The sequence below is a fragment of the Tumebacillus permanentifrigoris genome, assembly GCF_003148565.1.
Classification (GTDB): domain Bacteria; phylum Bacillota; class Bacilli; order Tumebacillales; family Tumebacillaceae; genus Tumebacillus; species Tumebacillus permanentifrigoris.
Window position 1 is genome coordinate 1 of record NZ_QGGL01000004.1, and the last position, 15,685, is coordinate 15,685.

The window sequence follows — 15,685 nt, forward strand, 5'->3', positions numbered from 1 at the left end:
ACTGGGGATCAAAACGGATAAAAGTTTTGCTCGGACCGGCGAAACTGGGGAATTTTCAAACGGTGTTTTTGAGGAGTTTTCAACTGTTGTTGACATCAGATATATTATCGGTAAGAACTACTATCAAAAACGCGACTTTACCAATGCTCTGTTCCAGTATCAGCGAGCTTATGATTATACAAAGCGGTTCGAAGTCTCCACTTCATTGACAGCAAAAATCGCCTACAACTTAGGCGTAAGTCTAAGACAAAAAGGCTTTTACAATGAGTCGATTCCGTATCTAGAAGAAGCTCATCATTATTTTAAGACTCATAACGATCTTAAAACATTGGCCTACACACTGTTCGAAAAAGGAATCTCCTACAAAAATGCAGGGAAATTTGAGGAAGCCGCCAAGTGCTTTTCCGAGTCAAAAGTCATTCTGGAGACATTGGAACTAAAATCACTGCATGTGATTCTCCAACATACCGTGGCCACAGAGATAACCCTGCTAGAAGACCCTGCACTTGCAGAGGAGCAACTGCTTGACTGCTTGGAAATGATTCGAAACGATCATAATCCTCAAAGGGAATTGCTGATCTGCACGAAGTTAGTTCGAGTCCATATGCATACCTCTGCTCAAGATAAGCAGCTCGAATACTTGCAACGAGCGGAACGACTTATTCAAGATCATCAACTTGAGGCTACCGTGGAAGCCGCCGAATACTATAAAATGCTTGCCATGAATTTTATTAGGATGAACCAGTTTAACGATGTGTTCGAATACGCATTAAAATCCTCCGAGTTATTTGGTAAAATGGGGTTAGTCATTGATCAGCTTGAATCTTTGCAACTGGTTGCTGAGGCATACGAATTAGTAGGAAACTACAAGATGGCACTTTCCTATGAAAGACTGTGTAAAGAGATCGCTTTAGACCTTCGAAAGGGATGATCCCATGAAGAAACTTCTCCTCACGACAGGACTTCTTGTTGCCCTGGCCTGTTCCATCCATTCAGCGGATTTTATTAAAGTAGCTTATGACGAGAGCTTCCCCCCGTTATCGCACTCATATTTGGCATACAATGAGGGATTCCCTCCTTTATCGGGCATTCAATCATCCAATCAGGGAACCGTATGAGCCTTCTTTTACTGCATTTTCTGGCTCGGGAGTAACCTTTAATCAACTTGGGATAAATTGCTTACAACACATGGTATCCTGTATTCCTTCCTACAAACCATGAAGGGAGATCGTCGCATGAAAAAAGGTTTGGCGTTACTTGCATTCTCCATAGTTTTACTAGTTGGGCTTACGACCCCGTCCTCAACTGCTAAGAAAGTTGCATATGATGGTGGCTTGCCACCTTCTTTACTCACAAAGATGAACTAGTACCCAAGTGGAGCTAGTTCTTTTTCTAGTAGCATAAATGAGTTCTAACAGTTTCGTAAATGGCGAGTCACACCATCTCGGCTACTTATTCCCTAGCCGTTTTCACTTAGATATTGTAGCAACTTTTCGAGGATACAGTACTAGGGACTCCACCTGTATGCCTAAATACAAAACAAACGCCCCAATAAGAAAAACTCTTACACGGGGCGTTTGTTTTAGCGTTACTAACATAATCCACGGCGTTACCACTGTTGATGATGGCTCTATTTGCAACTGATAGCAAAGAACGTGTGGTTGAAACATTTAGTCGTCTAGGTATTCGAATAAACAACCCTCGATGCCCTTTTCTATTAATTTTTCGTATCAACAATCAGCGAGCCATCTACAAAAACCTTCCACTCACCATCTTCTTTTACCATTGGGAGAGGGTATTGAGCCCATCCTTTTTTATTCAGGTCAGTTTTCATTTCAAAAATCGCTTGGAATTTGCCATCGGCCAAAGACTCTACGCGATCCAATTTCATTTGACCGTGGATCATGTCATTCTCTTTTATGAGTTGTTCGTACATCGCCTGCAACTCTGTTGCTTCTTTTGCACGGGTATCCTTTACGTACTTCAACATCGACTTCGTATCGTGTTTTTCAAATGCAGCCACGTAATCCTTTGCAACCTGAGTCGCTGCTTTTTGTTCTTCCTTTGCCGCGTAGACAGAGCCGCCCACACTGAGGCCAACTGCGAGTATACCAGCAACTAGCAGCCCAGTTAGAACTTTTTTTGGGAAGATCATCATGTATCACTCCTGATTTACTTTACTATGTTTATAACTAATTCAATCATTACCGAAACCCACTCTCTATAGGTCTTTTGAACTAATTCCTTATAGCAGGACTGACCTCAGACAGATTCTCAACCGCTTCCAGACTTGGCAGGGAACTCCGAATGGCATCGATTTCCTTTTCGATCTCAATTTCTTCATCTAAATAATCGACAGCCCGTTTCCAATGGGCTGGGCGAATGCAAACTGTTGTAATACAGACTCGAATTACCTGCAAAAGGTGGATGCTTGATTTATTTATCGGACGGAACCTAACTCTTTTATGTGTACTCTTACAATGGAGGTGGGTTTGTGAAAAAACTTCTCGTTCTTTTCCATTTATGTATTTGCCTTTCGGTTGGTTGTAGCAGTCAAACTCAGCACAAAGATTGGGCCTTCAAGAGCATTATTTGGCAACATCATGTCTACGAGATTACTACTGAACACATCTCAAACGTAGGAAATACAATTGGTGAAATCACAATGTCTTCAGATCATGAAGACAGTAATAAAGGCGGAAATGAAACCTTTTCGAATTTGCTTCCAGAAGGAACGATCTTGTATGAGATCAATGGAACAAACATCAAGAACGCCATCGCCTTCAAACAAGGTGAAAGTGATTTTCTAAAAGCTAACTACCGAGGTGACTACGGGAAGTAATCACTTCCTTGTAATCATGGCAGTTTGCACGAATTAGAAAAATAGCCACTATGCAATGTAGTTTTATGAGTTTGAGCAAACGATTTCAGCTCCTACAAAAACGTTGCAAGTGCGGTTGTTTCTTCATATCGTAAATTTGGCGCACCTGACGCTGAAAATTGACCTTGCTACATCCCATTGCGAGCACCCGGCGTTTTTACTTCATAATCCTGCCATGCGCCATCCACTCCAAGGTTAGAGCAGCAATCCGTATAATCGAGTTCTGATTGCTAATGAGCATGAATCTAGGCTTTTCCAGCTTGTCGTGAAGTTTCCGAATCGTAGCAAGGTTCGTCTTACACCTTGCTTTCTTTGACGCTTCGATGCTAGTCTGTAAGCTTCGATAGAGATATTGCTGAAATTTTGCGACCAATTCTGGATCGCTAAGTGCATGTAGAGCGCACGTCGAGGGTCGGCCCAGAGAATATATTTTACTGATAATTGCAACAATAACTAGGCGTTCGTACATATTAGTCCCAACACGCTCTATTATATTTACACATAACTGCTATAAAAGAAATTGAATCAATCATATAATTCAATTAAATACTGAATCACCTTTCAGGAATTAATTAAGAGTAGTCGGTAACTCTACACTAACCCTTGGAAGAGGATATTGCAGGTGATGACCCTCTCTTTTCTATTTAGTCTTTCATGATACTATCTCAGGAAACTAATCAAAGAGACCCCTTTTATGAAAGGGGCCTATTCTAAACCATACAGATTGTCGTATAATCACGATTAGCTTAATTGTTTTGATAAAAAATTAACTACTTTATTTATTTTTTGTTCATCATTTTCCATCAGATATTCAACAACCATCTCGACAAGTTCTGTTCTATTCTTATTTCGATTTCTAAGTTCTGATTCAATTTGTTTATAGAAATTTTTACCATTTGTATCATTTTTAGATGAATCACTATTCCGATAGTTATCAACCAATTGTGTCAAACTAATCTTATGGAATATATAATCATTTAGTATTCTAAACAATGCATGATCCACATTTTGATAAAGATTGGTTTTTAGATATTTTTCAAGGCTTTCGATAGGCAAATAATTTAGAGGTATACTAATGTCTATATCGTGATCTCTAATAAACTTATCTACACTGGCTTTGACATCCCCATCAAGAATTAGTAGGAAACTTGATGGTTTACTAACCAAATTACTAGATATCACCTCTTGTGCCAACTTAATAACATTTGACCAACCACCACATGGCAGTACGTGCACCAACTTATTATTTAACAGTCTGTATTTCCTTAGTAATTTCGTGATAATTTCCTTTGCTAAATCATCTTCAACTAAAATAATATAATCATATCCCGTATGATCGTAAAGAATTCTCGTTGCATACGACGGATAACAGGGGTTGATTATCTCAATCGTGTCGTCTACATGGCGTTCAACAAAAAAGATATTGTCAGGTTTTATATCTTTTATCAATTCAATAGAATGCGTAGAAAAATATATGGCCAGATTATAATCATTAGAAATAACATTCAAAAAATTAACAAGACGCGTCAGTGAGGAGGGATGCAAAGCTAATTCCACTTCATCTAAGAATAATAAACACGGTGTACTTAAATCCGATCTTTCAGAGATTCTCAAGTTCAAAGAGTGTAAGATACTTATTAGAAGATTTTCGCCAGTGGACATATGCAACTGACTTACTAATTTTCCGTTTTTTTCGTAGAGGTACGGCTCACCGTTAAAATCATAATCGTTTCTTGCCTTTTCCTTCTGTACTTTAAACATTTTATCGTAATAGTTTTGATTGTTGTGTAGTATTCCACCAAGATTTTTCCTTATAAATTCGTCGCCAACCTCTAAATGTGAAAGATTGACGCGATCCAACTTTTTTAACGAGGAAAAGGTCGTATCTCTAAACCGGTTACCAAATATGATACTCCCTTCATAAAACCCCTTTATTTTCATGTAACCGTTACTTGTTCTGCTCCAACGACCATTGTATTCCAATTTCCTACTTGCACCGTTCAAATTAAATTTTATTGAAGCTCCATTTATTGTTTTCCCGAAAACATCCTTTAGTGGCATATTGAAAAACACAGTTGCAGCACAAGCAACAATTGTGCTCTTTCCAGACCCATTCTGACCAGTAATGGCATACAAGCCTTTTTCTACAGGCAATTCGAATACCAATTTCTTAATAGATTTAATATTGTCTATTTCCATACTGAGTTTCATGATCCCACACCTCTAATTTTTATTTTTACTGTCAACATTTTTTCATGTACGACCTTCAGGTTTCACAATCCAAATCACGTAATACATTGTCATAACATAATAGCAATTATACTTATTTCTCGCAACCTATATATCTTATTTTTATTTAAATAAATTCATTTTAATTTTCCGCTTCCCTCTCTCTTGAATCCCCACCTTGAGTGTTGTATACCAATGACGTGATACTCAGCTATTTCGCATTCCCTTTTTCTATGTGTTCCTTCAATTGGTAGTAATTCATTGTAACAAAATGCAAGAAAGACCCCATTTTCAAAAGGGGTCTTTCCACATTCCAACTTTTATACTCAGGCTACATCTCCGATTGATCCTTCCTCACCAGCATCGTCACACACTCCACATGGAACGTATGCGGGAACATATCCACCGGCTGTACTTCAACCGTGCGGAACCCGTTATCCTCCAGATAGCGCAGGTCTCGTGCGAGCGTACTCGGGTTGCAACTCACATACACCACCCGCTCCGGCTTCATCTCCACGATCGCTTGCAACAACTCTTCCTCGCACCCCTTGCGCGGCGGGTCCACGACGATCACATCAGGCTTGATCCCCTCGCTATGCCAGCGCGGGATCACGACCTCGGCCCCACCAACCTCGAAGTGCGCGTTCTCCAACCCATTCAACGCAGCGTTCTTCTTGGCATCCTCAATCGCTTCCGGGACCACTTCTACGCCATACACAGCCTTCGCCTTTTGCGCGAGGAACAGCGAGATCGTACCGATCCCACAATACGCATCGATGACAGTCTCAGCGCCCGTCAACTGCGCATACTCCAAAGTCTTCCCATACAGCACTTCCGTCTGCACCGGGTTCACTTGGAAAAACGACCTCGCCGAGATGTCGAACTTGATCTCCCCGATCGTATCGGTAATCGAGTCGCTCCCCCACAGCGTGATCGTCTCGCGGCCAAAGATCACATTGGTCTGTTGCGTGTTCACATTCTGGATGATGCTCACCAGATGCGGAATCCGTTCGCGCAGTTTCGAAACCAGCGCATCCACATGCGGCAGTTTGCGACCGTTCGTCACGAGCACAACCATCGTCTCGCCCGTATGGAAGCCCACGCGCCCAATGATATGACGCACCAGCCCGGTATGGGTCTGCTCATCGTAATGCTTGATCCCCAACTCCTGCAGGATCTCCTTCGTCGCATGCACGATCTCATCGTTATAAGGGTGCTGAATCGGGCACCCCTGCATTTCAATAATCTCATGGGTGCGCGGCGCGTAAAAACCGACGGCCAATCGCCCGTCGATCTCCCCCAGCGGCACTTGTGCCTTGTTGCGGTACGACCACGGCTCGTCCATGCCGAGCGTCTCGTGAACCGTGACCCCTTCTAACTTCCCAATGCGGGTCAGCGCATCGACGACCGTCTGGCGCTTGTGGCGCAGTTGGGCCTCGTAGCTCAGGTGCTGCATCTGGCAACCGCCGCAACGATGGTAGATCGGGCATGGCGGTTCGGCGCGGTCAGGGCTGGTGGTGATCGTGTCGATCAGGCGGCCAAAGGCATAGGTCTTCTGCAACTTCGTGATCTTCGCCTTCACCCGCTCGCCGGGTACAGCACGCGGGACAAATACGGTGAAGCCCTCAACCTTGCCCACGCCCTCCCCTTCGTGGCCGAGCCCGGTGATGTCGATCTCGTAGTATTCGTTTTTCTGTACGGGTACGGGGAATTTCGGTTTGGCCATTGTCGGTCTCCTTATGTTTGCGTGAGCACGCGGTCGCGATAGTCTGTCGCTTCCAAACGCCAGCGATCAATTCGTTGTTGTAAGGCATCGTCCGCTCCGCCTGCCATTCGGATGTTCGCTTCAGCGATTTCACAGATCGCATACACCGCCGCATGTGACAGATAGGTCACCACGCGCAGGTCGCTGTGCAACGCTTTGGGCACACGCCCCCCAAGTCCATCAAGCAAGCGCAGGAGTTTGACGGTCGTTCCCGCGATCTTCGCCGGGCTGCCAACGTCCTTGCGCACACAGGCGGCGAGGTCACCTTGGATGATTCGAGCAGCGGCATAGACATCGCCTTCGCCGTATTCGAGCAGTTTCACTCGGAGCGCATTGGCTTCAGCGAGGATGCGGTCGACTTCTTGCAACTCCGCTGCGTGCGAGGAAGTCGCGCCCTCCGTGGCCGCGACTTTTTTGACGAGACGGTTGTGGGCAACGCGGGCGATCAGTTCGGTCAGCGACGCAGCTAAAGCCGCGCAACATGCGGTTACGGTTCCTCCCGCCGGACTGGGCACATCAGGATGCGCCACCCAATCGCAGAGGTGCGGGAGCGGTTCCTCCACGAACCGCCCATGACGGATGCGAGGCTGTTCGGTCATGTCACGGCCTCCCTTTTTCATCTAGGATTCCCTATAATGCTCCAGTTCTTGCTTGCCCACCAAAACGTTTAGGTGGTGCTTCAGACAGCGGAACTCCTGCGGCAACGGGCCGCCGTATTCGCCGTCGAGGTTCAATTCCACCAACTCACTGCTTTTCACATGCAGTCGGTCGGTATGGAAGTAGATCACGCGGTCACTGTTCAAATGCTCGCCGCGCAACGCCAGCGTCGCGAGGCGGATCAACTCCGGCATCTTGCACGGCTTCACGATGATCACATCAAAAACGCCATCGTGGAGGCTGGCGTTAGGCGCCAGTTTTTCAAATCCACCGATCGAGTTCGAGTTGGCGATCAGGCACAGCATCGCCTTGCCCTCATACGCGAAGTCCGGCGACTCGATGTCGAGCTGGATCGGTTTGAGGAACGGCAGTTTCTCCAGACCCTTCATATAGTACGCGAGCTGGCCCAGATGCGTCTTGAGCTTGCTCGGCACTTCATAGGTGATCTCCGTCAACCGTCCACAGCCTGCGATGTTGATAAAATAGCCGTCGCCGACTTGACCGACGTCGAGCGGCATCTGGTTCCCCGACAGGATGATCTCGCAAGCGCTGCGCAAATCTCGCGGCAGATGCAAGGCTCTCGCGAGGTCATTGGTCGTCCCACCCGGCAGGATGCCGAGCGTCGGGCGATGTTCCATCTGCGACAAACCATTGATCACTTCGTTGATCGTGCCATCACCACCGGCGGCAATCACCAGTTCGAAGCCTTCCTCGCAAGCCTGTCGTGCCGCTGTAATGCCGTCATTGGGCCCGTGGGTCATCGAGGTGGACACTTCGAGTCCGCCCTGCTCCAAATAATCGAGGATGTGCGGGACCGAGTTGAGCAAGGCTTCCTTGCCCGCGGAAGGGTTGTATATCAATCGTGCTCGTGGTCGCATGATGCGACACCTCCTGCTGTTAGACCGTAACAAAACCCCAAGCCAGGCTTGGGGTTTTATGTACAATTAGGCGTTCAGACTTTCGAGGATCAGCTTGTTGACGAGGCCAGGATTTCCCTTGCCTTTGGTCGCTTTCATGACTTGACCGACCAGTGCGCCGAGCGCGCGTTCCTTGCCTGCCTTGTAGTCCTCAACCGATTTCGGGTTGTTGGCGATGACTTCTCCGATGATCTTGAGCAGTTCGCCCTCGTCGGAGATCTGCACGAGACCTTTTTCTGCGACGATCGCTTGCGGGTCTTTGCCCGTCTGCAACATGTCTTTGAAAACGTCCTTGGCGATCTTGTTCGAGATCTGGCCTTCCTCGATCATCTTGATCATCGCGCCAAGTTGTTCCGGCTTGACCGGTACGTCGGTGATCTCCAAGTTGTTCGAGTTCAGGTAGCCGAGCACATCGCCCATGATCCAGTTCGAAACGGTCTTCGCATCAGCACCCGTCGCCACGCTCGCTTCAAAAAACTCCGCGACACGCTTGGAAGCGGTCAGAACTTCGACATCGTGGGAGGGCAGGCTGAACTCGCTGATGTAGCGAGCCTTCCGCTCGGCCGGCAGTTCCGGGATCGTCGCCCGCACGCTGGCAATCCATGCATCGTCGATCTCCAGTTGCACGAGGTCCGGTTCCGTGAAGTAGCGGTAGTCGTGCGCGTCTTCCTTGGAACGCATGACGACCGTCTTGCTCGCCGCATCGTCCCAACGCAGGGTCGCTTGTTGGATCTCGGTGCCGGAATCGATCAGCGCTTCCTGGGCTTGTTGCTCGAACTCCAGCGCTTTTTTGACGTTGGTGAAGGAGTTCATGTTTTTCAACTCGCGCTTGGTGCCAAACTTCTCCCGACCCCACGGACGGAGCGAGATGTTCGCGTCACAACGCAGCGAGCCTTCCTCCATCTTGCAGTCGGAGATTTCGCAGTATTGCATGATCGCTTTCAGTTTTTCCAGGTAGGCCTTCGCTTCATTCGGCGTGCGAATGTCTGGCTCCGAGACGATCTCGATCAGTGGCACACCCGCACGGTTAAAGTCGACGAGCGTGGAAGAGCCATCCTCCGCATGGGTGGATTTCCCAGCATCTTCCTCCATGTGGACACGATTGACGCCGATACGCTTGGTATACCCGTCCACTTCGATCTCCACCCAGCCGTGTTGACCAATCGGCTTGTCGAATTGCGAGATCTGATACGCATCCGGAGAGTCCGGGTAGAAATAGTTCTTGCGGTCAAACTTCGAATCTTGGGTGATCGTGCAGTTCAGGGCGAGGGAAGCCTTCATCGCTTTGTTCAGAACTTCACGGTTCAGCACAGGGAGCACGCCCGGATGTCCGAGGCAGATCGGGCAGACGTTGGTGTTCGGAGGCACGCCAAACTCCGCCGAACAGCCGCAGAAAATCTTCGAACGCGTGTTCATCTCGACGTGGACTTCTAGCCCGATAATGGTTTCGTACTTTGCCTTCGAGGCGGTCGTCATCTCTCGCTTCCCTCCTTACAGGTTCGCGCGCGCGGTAAAGCTCTTCGCTTGCTCGAAAGCATGTGCGACGCGCAGCAGCGTGGATTCATCAAACGCCTTGCCGATAAATTGCACACCGACCGGGAGTCCGTTCGACAGACCGCACGGCACGGAGATCGCCGGAATGCCTGCGAGGTTGACCGGGATGGTGTAGATGTCATTCAGGTACATGGTGACCGGGTCGTCCGACTTTTTCCCCAGCTCAAACGCAGTGGTCGGAGCGGTCGGGGAGAGGATGACATCGTAGTTTTCAAACACTTGGTCAAAGTCTTGCTTGATCAACGTGCGGACTTTCTGCGCCCGCAGGTAGTAAGCATCGTAATAACCGGAGGACAGCGCGTAGGTGCCGAGCATGATACGGCGTTGAACTTCCTCACCGAAACCTTCTGCACGGGTGCGCTTGTACATGTCGATCAGGTTCTCGCCTTCCACGCGCAGGCCATAGCGAACGCCGTCAAAGCGAGCAAGGTTCGAGGAAGCCTCAGCCGGTGCCAGCAGGTAGTAGCTCGCCAACGCGTACTTGGAGTTCGGGAGCGAGACTTCGCCCACGGTTGCCCCCAAGCGTTCGAGGGTCTTGATCACGTCTGCGATCTGTTCACGCACGCCTGCATCCATGCCTTCACCGAAGTATTCCTTCGGGAGACCGATGCGCAGGCCTTTGATGTCGCCCGTCAGCGCGGCGAGGTAGTCTGGGATCGCGAGGTTTGCCGAGGTCGAGTCGAGTTTGTCATGCCCTGCGATCGCTTGCAGGACGATGGCGTTGTCCTCGACCGTTTGTGTAAACGGGCCGATCTGGTCGAGCGAGGACGCATATGCCACGAGACCAAATCGCGACACGAGGCCATAGGTCGGCTTCAGGCCGACGACGCCGCAGTAGGAAGCCGGTTGGCGAATCGAACCGCCGGTGTCAGAACCGAGCGAGAACAGAACTTGTCCAGCCGCAACCGATGCTGCCGAACCAGACGACGAACCGCCCGGCACGCGGGTGAGATCCCACGGGTTGTGCGTGGGGAAAAACCCGGAGTTTTCGCCGGAGGAGCCCATCGCGAACTCATCCATGTTGGTTTTGCCCACCGTGACGGCGCCGAGGTCGTTGAGTTTGGTGACGACGGTCGCATCGTAGGCGGACTTGTAGTTGGCGAGAATTTTGGAGGCACAGGTGGTCGGCAGTCCTTTGGTGCTCATGTTGTCCTTGAGCGCACCGGGGATGCCGTAGAGCAGACCTGCGTCAGCCGGAACATCGTCCAGTTGCTTGGCGCGGGCAAGCGCTTCGTCACCGTGGACGGAGAGGAATGCTTTTACTCTTTCATCGGTGGCCGAGATGCGCTCCAACGAGGCGCTGACCAACTCGGACGGCTTGATTTCCTTGGTTTGAATCTTCGTATGTAAGTCGCGAATACTCGCGTTCAAGAGCGACATCCTTATCCCTCCATGACGGCCGGTACTTTGAACTGGCCGCTTTCCTGATCAGGTGCGTGGGACAGTGCTTCATGCTGCGTCAGCCACGTGCTGGCCTCGTCCTCGCGCAATACGTTTTTCAACGGCATCGAGTGCGTGGTGGGCGCGACGTTCTCCACGTCCAGCTCTTGCAGTTCATTCGCAAAATTGAGGATCTTGCCGAGCGAGTCGGCCATCTTGACTTTCTGCTCGTCCGACAAAATGAGGCGGGACAGGTTGGCGATATGTTCGACGTCCTTGACCGTAATGCTCATGAGTACACCTCCATATATAAAAACCTTTTCTCAAAAAGGAAACGCAAGCAGTTCATATCATCTCACAATTATACCTCAAGTCGGTTGTGCATTTCCACTCATTGCCGTATCCGTTCGAAAGTCATGAAAAGACCCCATTCGCGAGGAAGACACTTCCCTACCGAATGGGGGCCTTTCCTATTTAACATCACTCGTCTAATCCCAACTTCTACACCTGTACGACTCGCGTAAGTTTCCAGTCGCTCCACTTGTCGGGGTGATGAGCGAACTCGAGGAGGAGCTTTTTCTCCCGATCATAGTAGTTCGGGTAGACCCACTCGTAGACAGCGGCGTGGAGGGTGGTTTTCTTCACGGGGCCGAGGTGGTGGGCGTAGAAGGGGCCGAGCGTTTGCAGGATCGGTTTCAACGACGTCCCGCGCGCGAGGTATAACTCCGCGCCTTTGTCATCCTGCAATTCCAGCGCGGTCAAAAACGCCTCCGCCGTCTCTTCGAGCGACTCCGCCCGTTGCAAAAACTGCTCCTCCGCCGCCCGCACAGGAACGAAGACCGCAGACTCCCCCGGTTGGCGGGTGTAGCGCAAGTACTCGGTCACCACGCGATACGGCGACTTGCGGGTGCGTTCAAAAAGGACGTCAGCCGCGCCGATGCGCTTGACGCCCGTCAAGCCGTTGAAGCTGTCGATCGAACCGTCGGGTGACTCCCACAGCATCATCTTGGCAGCTTGTAGCGAGTCCTGCTCCTCAGGATCTGTCCAGAAGACCATCACATCAGGCCGCCCATCACGGTTGACATCCGCGATGGAGAGCCGTAGGTTCGGATCGGGAAAAACGCCTTCGTAGGCGATCGCCCCGTCGGCGAGGCGGATGCGGATGTGACCGCTTTTGTTGCTGGCGAAGGTTTCGACGCTGTCGAGGCGCCCGTCTTTGTCGAGGTCGATCGATTCGACTTGGACGAGGTGTGGCAGGGTTTCCAAGTTGCGGGTCGGGGCATCCGCTTTCGGGTAGCGGTAATGCAATTCGATGCGCGACCCGGAGCGGCGCAGGTGCAGAGACTCATCTGGCTCCACGATGGGGGCAACCACCTCGCCGTTGCGAATATGCAGGACGCGTGCGATCGGGATCGGGTAGACATCACCGCCAGGGTCGGCTTGCAAGGGCGTGAATTCAGCGAGGACGTAGTACTCGCCATGATCAGGCACGGTGAAGGAGATCGGACGGCTCTCGACGATGCCCAACCACTTGCCATTGACGCTTGCAGAAGCCCCGTAGAGATTGTCGGGCATGATGGTAAATTCCATAGGCGTTCACCTCACAGTTTCACGGTTCAGTGTATGCTGGGGGAATAAAAAAGCACCCGTATTGGCGGGTGCTTTAGCGTCTGCGACGCGGGGTATTTTGAGTGAGTTGTTGTTGAGTTTCGGTGGTGGGTTCGTAGGCTTTGAGACCCGCATCACCAGTGAAGATTTCGACGTGATAGCGAGCTTTTGCGTAGTGATCGGCTACGGCGGTGATGGTGGCATCACCAATCGAGATGCTCTGGCTCGCCATCATGGGGAGTTTTTCAGCAAGTTGTTTAAGACCTTCTGTCCCCCAAAGGATGGATTGGTCAGTGAATGCCGCCCAAGGAGAGAGCCCGTCAGCCGCCTTCATCATGAGCTCTGCCAGCCCTTTGGCGATGTTGTAACGATCACCACCTGCTGATTGAGCGATGTGATTGCCCGTCTCCAGTATCGTGGCAAGTGGAAGGACGAGAGTAGTGCTGCCCGTGCGGAGTTCCTGTTGAATCTTCTCGTCGACGCGCGGGTAATCCCATTTGTCCTCCGTCGTTCCACATGTTTCTTTGCCAGGTACTCGGAGCCAACAACAGAGCATGGAGGTGTCGATGACGAGGACTTTACTCATGATCTTTTGGCCCCTGCCCTTCTGCGAGGCTTTTTTCAATTTCACCTTTGGTAACAATTTTGCCAATTGGACCTGAGGCGAGGAGTTTGGGCAGGTTCTGGATGTCTTCAAGCAGGGTGAGTTGCGACTCGCCGGACTGTGGCGAACGGTGTGCTACAACGACGAATGGCACCATTTCTGGGCCGAGTGCGTCGAGGAGGGCCGGATTGTGGGTGGTGACGAGGACGTCGATGTTGCGTTCGGAGCCGATTTTTTTGAGCAAGTCTAAGAGCAGATTCGCACGTGAGGGGTGTAGACCATTGTCCACTTCCTCGATAATAATGGTACTCCCTTCTGGGCGCGTGAGAAGCGCGGTCAAAATAGCGATAAAACGTAAGGTCCCATCCGACATGCCGGATGCATCGACGAGGAGCGGAGGTTGACCATCTAACCACTCTTCCTCGCAATACAACATTGCGTCTTTTTTTAAGCGACCTACTGGTTCAGCGAAAACATTTCTAATATCTCGTTCTGGGAGTTGTCTTACAAATTTCGTTAAACTTTGCTCGACGCTAAGTTTCTCCACAAGTCCTAGTCCAGAAAGGATACCAGCTAGATTTGAGGCATCTTTGCTTAACCTGTCAGAAATTGGAGAATAATCCCTCATACCCGCAGGAACAGGATCTAAAATAAATATACTTTTTACAAAATGTTTGAATCTATCTGTTATCTCGACATGAAATTCTGTTTCATGTTCTATATGTGATACTAATGATTGATCTGGTCTGAAACTATGATTCAATTTTTTTATCGCATTTTTGAAATAATTCAAGTTATAAATTTCCGTTTTGCTTATTGTTTCTCCTGTTTCACTGTATCGAACTACTGTGAGGTTTTCTTCTTCAAAAAAAGGACGTGCTATTTCCGAAGTATTCACAGTCATTGAATATAGAATTTCAACATCCTTCTCAAATTGTACTACAACCTCGATCGTAAACCCTTCTTCAGGCTTAAGTGTTGCCCATTCAATGCCTCCACGAACCCCATTGCTTTTTGCATCCCCGTGAAGGACGTGAGAAATAGTAAAACCATTCATAATTCCAATCAAAAACTCAATCCCATCCAACGCATTCGATTTCCCGCTGGCATTGGCCCCGATGAGCACGGTCAGTGGATCGAAGTACAATGTCGCGTCCCGGAAACTTTTCCAGTTCTTAAACCGTATCTTTTTTAGCATCATGTATCGCTCCCGTTCTTGTTCTCGCTCTATCCTATTACTTTCCGTTTCCCAATGCTAAAATCCTCCACAATAGAAAAAAGCTCAACGCAGGTACGCGTTGAGCAGAATTAGTTCGCATCAAACCACCGGATCTTCTCGCGGACGTTCACGACTTCTCCGACCAAGATGATCGAGGGATTGGCGATCTCTTGCTCCCGAGCGATCTCGACGATCGTCGTCAGGGTTCCGACCACCGTGCGTTGTTCGGGCATCGTGCCCCAGTGGATGATCGCAACCGGCGTCTCTGGGTCGCGTCCGTGCAGGATCAACTGCTCGCAGATCAGCGGCAGGTTTTTGACCCCGAGGTAGAACGCGATGGTATCGACAGCGGTCGAAATCTTGTCCCAGCGGATGCTCGATTGCTCCTTGCCCGGGCATTCGTGTCCAGCGACCACGGCAAATGAGGACGCCACATGTCGTTGTGTCACCGGAATTCCGGCATAGGCTGCCGCGGCAATCCCTGCTGTCACACCGGGCACCACTTCAAAGGCGATGCCATGCTCCGCCAACTCCGCCGCTTCCTCACCCCCGCGTCCGAATACGAACGGGTCTCCACCCTTCAAGCGCGTGACGGTCTTGCCGTCGAGCGCTTTTTGCACGAGCAGGGCATTGATCTCCTCCTGCGGAAGCGAGTGGCGGTCAGGCAGTTTGCCGACGTAGAGTAGTTCGGCGTCGGGTCTTGCGTATTCCAAGAGCAACGGATTCGCCAGTCGATCATAGGCGATCACGTCCGCCTCGCGAATGCATTCCACACCGCGCACCGTGATCAATTTCGGATCGCCAGGGCCGGCACCTACCAAGTATACTTTTCCTGCCATCAGGTTCGCACTCCTTTTCTATCTCCGTAATC

General features: G+C 49.8%; 14 protein-coding genes. 2 read left to right on the forward strand and 12 right to left on the reverse strand.

What is annotated here, in order from left to right; all coding sequences use genetic code 11:
* Positions 1 to 931, forward strand: a 931-nt coding sequence (locus C7459_RS23170; protein WP_170119284.1) for a tetratricopeptide repeat protein, incomplete at its 5' end; no start/stop codon positions are given.
* Positions 932 to 1,717: 786 nt separating this feature from the next.
* Here the strand turns inward: C7459_RS23170 and C7459_RS05255 are convergent.
* Positions 1,718 to 2,158 (reverse strand): NTF2-like N-terminal transpeptidase domain-containing protein, encoded by a 441-nt coding sequence (locus tag C7459_RS05255; protein ID WP_109687099.1) that lies wholly within the window; start codon positions 2,156 to 2,158, stop codon positions 1,718 to 1,720.
* Between the two features lie 336 nt (positions 2,159 to 2,494).
* Here C7459_RS05255 and C7459_RS05260 point away from each other — a divergent pair, with 336 nt between their 5' ends.
* On the forward strand, positions 2,495 to 2,842 hold the full coding sequence (locus C7459_RS05260) for a hypothetical protein (RefSeq protein ID WP_109687101.1): 348 nt from the start codon (positions 2,495 to 2,497) through the stop codon (positions 2,840 to 2,842).
* Between the two features lie 780 nt (positions 2,843 to 3,622).
* Here the strand turns inward: C7459_RS05260 and C7459_RS05270 are convergent.
* The 11 genes from C7459_RS05270 to cobA all read right to left on the reverse strand — a co-directional run bounded on the left by C7459_RS05270 (position 3,623) and on the right by cobA (position 15,653).
* Positions 3,623 to 5,092, reverse strand: coding sequence for an ATP-dependent nuclease (locus C7459_RS05270; protein WP_109687105.1), 1,470 nt, complete (start codon positions 5,090 to 5,092; stop codon positions 3,623 to 3,625).
* Positions 5,093 to 5,441: 349 nt separating this feature from the next.
* Positions 5,442 to 6,836 (reverse strand): 23S rRNA (uracil(1939)-C(5))-methyltransferase RlmD, encoded by a 1,395-nt coding sequence (rlmD, locus tag C7459_RS05275; RefSeq protein WP_109687108.1) that lies wholly within the window; start codon positions 6,834 to 6,836, stop codon positions 5,442 to 5,444.
* 11 nt (positions 6,837 to 6,847) lie between these two features.
* Positions 6,848 to 7,474, reverse strand: coding sequence for a cyclodeaminase/cyclohydrolase family protein (locus tag C7459_RS05280; RefSeq protein ID WP_170119286.1), 627 nt, complete (start codon positions 7,472 to 7,474; stop codon positions 6,848 to 6,850).
* Between the two features lie 21 nt (positions 7,475 to 7,495).
* The gene (locus C7459_RS05285) at positions 7,496 to 8,410 is read right to left on the reverse strand and encodes a diacylglycerol kinase (protein ID WP_109687111.1); all 915 of its coding nucleotides are present in this window, start codon (positions 8,408 to 8,410) and stop codon (positions 7,496 to 7,498) included.
* A 66-nt stretch (positions 8,411 to 8,476) separates the two neighbouring features.
* A complete protein-coding gene (gene gatB, locus C7459_RS05290; RefSeq protein ID WP_109687113.1) occupies positions 8,477 to 9,925 on the reverse strand; it encodes an Asp-tRNA(Asn)/Glu-tRNA(Gln) amidotransferase subunit GatB in 1,449 nt (482 codons plus the stop codon).
* A 15-nt stretch (positions 9,926 to 9,940) separates the two neighbouring features.
* The gene (gene gatA / locus C7459_RS05295; protein WP_109687115.1) at positions 9,941 to 11,383 is read right to left on the reverse strand and encodes an Asp-tRNA(Asn)/Glu-tRNA(Gln) amidotransferase subunit GatA; all 1,443 of its coding nucleotides are present in this window, start codon (positions 11,381 to 11,383) and stop codon (positions 9,941 to 9,943) included.
* A 2-nt stretch (positions 11,384 to 11,385) separates the two neighbouring features.
* Positions 11,386 to 11,676 carry an Asp-tRNA(Asn)/Glu-tRNA(Gln) amidotransferase subunit GatC gene (gene gatC / locus C7459_RS05300; RefSeq protein ID WP_109687117.1) on the reverse strand — a complete coding sequence of 97 codons (291 nt, stop codon included), beginning with the start codon at positions 11,674 to 11,676 and terminating at the stop codon, positions 11,386 to 11,388.
* 208 nt (positions 11,677 to 11,884) lie between these two features.
* Positions 11,885 to 12,973: an FG-GAP repeat domain-containing protein gene (locus C7459_RS05305; protein WP_109687119.1), complete on the reverse strand. Its 1,089-nt coding sequence runs from the start codon at positions 12,971 to 12,973 to the stop codon at positions 11,885 to 11,887.
* 73 nt (positions 12,974 to 13,046) lie between these two features.
* Positions 13,047 to 13,577 (reverse strand): hypothetical protein, encoded by a 531-nt coding sequence (locus C7459_RS05310; protein ID WP_109687121.1) that lies wholly within the window; start codon positions 13,575 to 13,577, stop codon positions 13,047 to 13,049.
* Complete coding sequence (locus C7459_RS05315; RefSeq protein WP_245884400.1) at positions 13,570 to 14,796, reverse strand: AAA family ATPase; 1,227 nt, start codon at positions 14,794 to 14,796, stop codon at positions 13,570 to 13,572. The genes C7459_RS05310 and C7459_RS05315 overlap by 8 nt, the downstream gene beginning before the upstream one ends.
* Positions 14,797 to 14,903: 107 nt before the next feature.
* Positions 14,904 to 15,653, reverse strand: a complete 750-nt coding sequence (gene cobA, locus C7459_RS05320) for a uroporphyrinogen-III C-methyltransferase (protein WP_245884401.1) — start codon at positions 15,651 to 15,653, stop codon at positions 14,904 to 14,906.
* Positions 15,654 to 15,685: the final 32 nt, after the last annotated feature.

Bases quoted from the DNA above. Each gene is read 5' to 3' on its own strand.
- C7459_RS05255 (WP_109687099.1), bottom strand. From the start codon at position 2,158: ATGATGATCTTCCCAAAAAAAGTTCTAACTGGGCTGCTAGTTGCTGGT.
- C7459_RS05270 (WP_109687105.1), bottom strand. From the start codon at position 5,092: ATGAAACTCAGTATGGAAATAGACAATATTAAATCTATTAAGAAATTG.
- rlmD (WP_109687108.1), bottom strand. From the start codon at position 6,836: ATGGCCAAACCGAAATTCCCCGTACCCGTACAGAAAAACGAATACTAC.
- C7459_RS05280 (WP_170119286.1), bottom strand. From the start codon at position 7,474: ATGACCGAACAGCCTCGCATCCGTCATGGGCGGTTCGTGGAGGAACCG.
- C7459_RS05285 (WP_109687111.1), bottom strand. From the start codon at position 8,410: ATGCGACCACGAGCACGATTGATATACAACCCTTCCGCGGGCAAGGAA.
- gatB (WP_109687113.1), bottom strand. From the start codon at position 9,925: ATGACGACCGCCTCGAAGGCAAAGTACGAAACCATTATCGGGCTAGAA.
- gatA (WP_109687115.1), bottom strand. From the start codon at position 11,383: ATGTCGCTCTTGAACGCGAGTATTCGCGACTTACATACGAAGATTCAA.
- gatC (WP_109687117.1), bottom strand. From the start codon at position 11,676: ATGAGCATTACGGTCAAGGACGTCGAACATATCGCCAACCTGTCCCGC.
- C7459_RS05305 (WP_109687119.1), bottom strand. From the start codon at position 12,973: ATGGAATTTACCATCATGCCCGACAATCTCTACGGGGCTTCTGCAAGC.
- C7459_RS05310 (WP_109687121.1), bottom strand. From the start codon at position 13,577: ATGAGTAAAGTCCTCGTCATCGACACCTCCATGCTCTGTTGTTGGCTC.
- C7459_RS05315 (WP_245884400.1), bottom strand. From the start codon at position 14,796: ATGATGCTAAAAAAGATACGGTTTAAGAACTGGAAAAGTTTCCGGGAC.
- cobA (WP_245884401.1), bottom strand. From the start codon at position 15,653: ATGGCAGGAAAAGTATACTTGGTAGGTGCCGGCCCTGGCGATCCGAAA.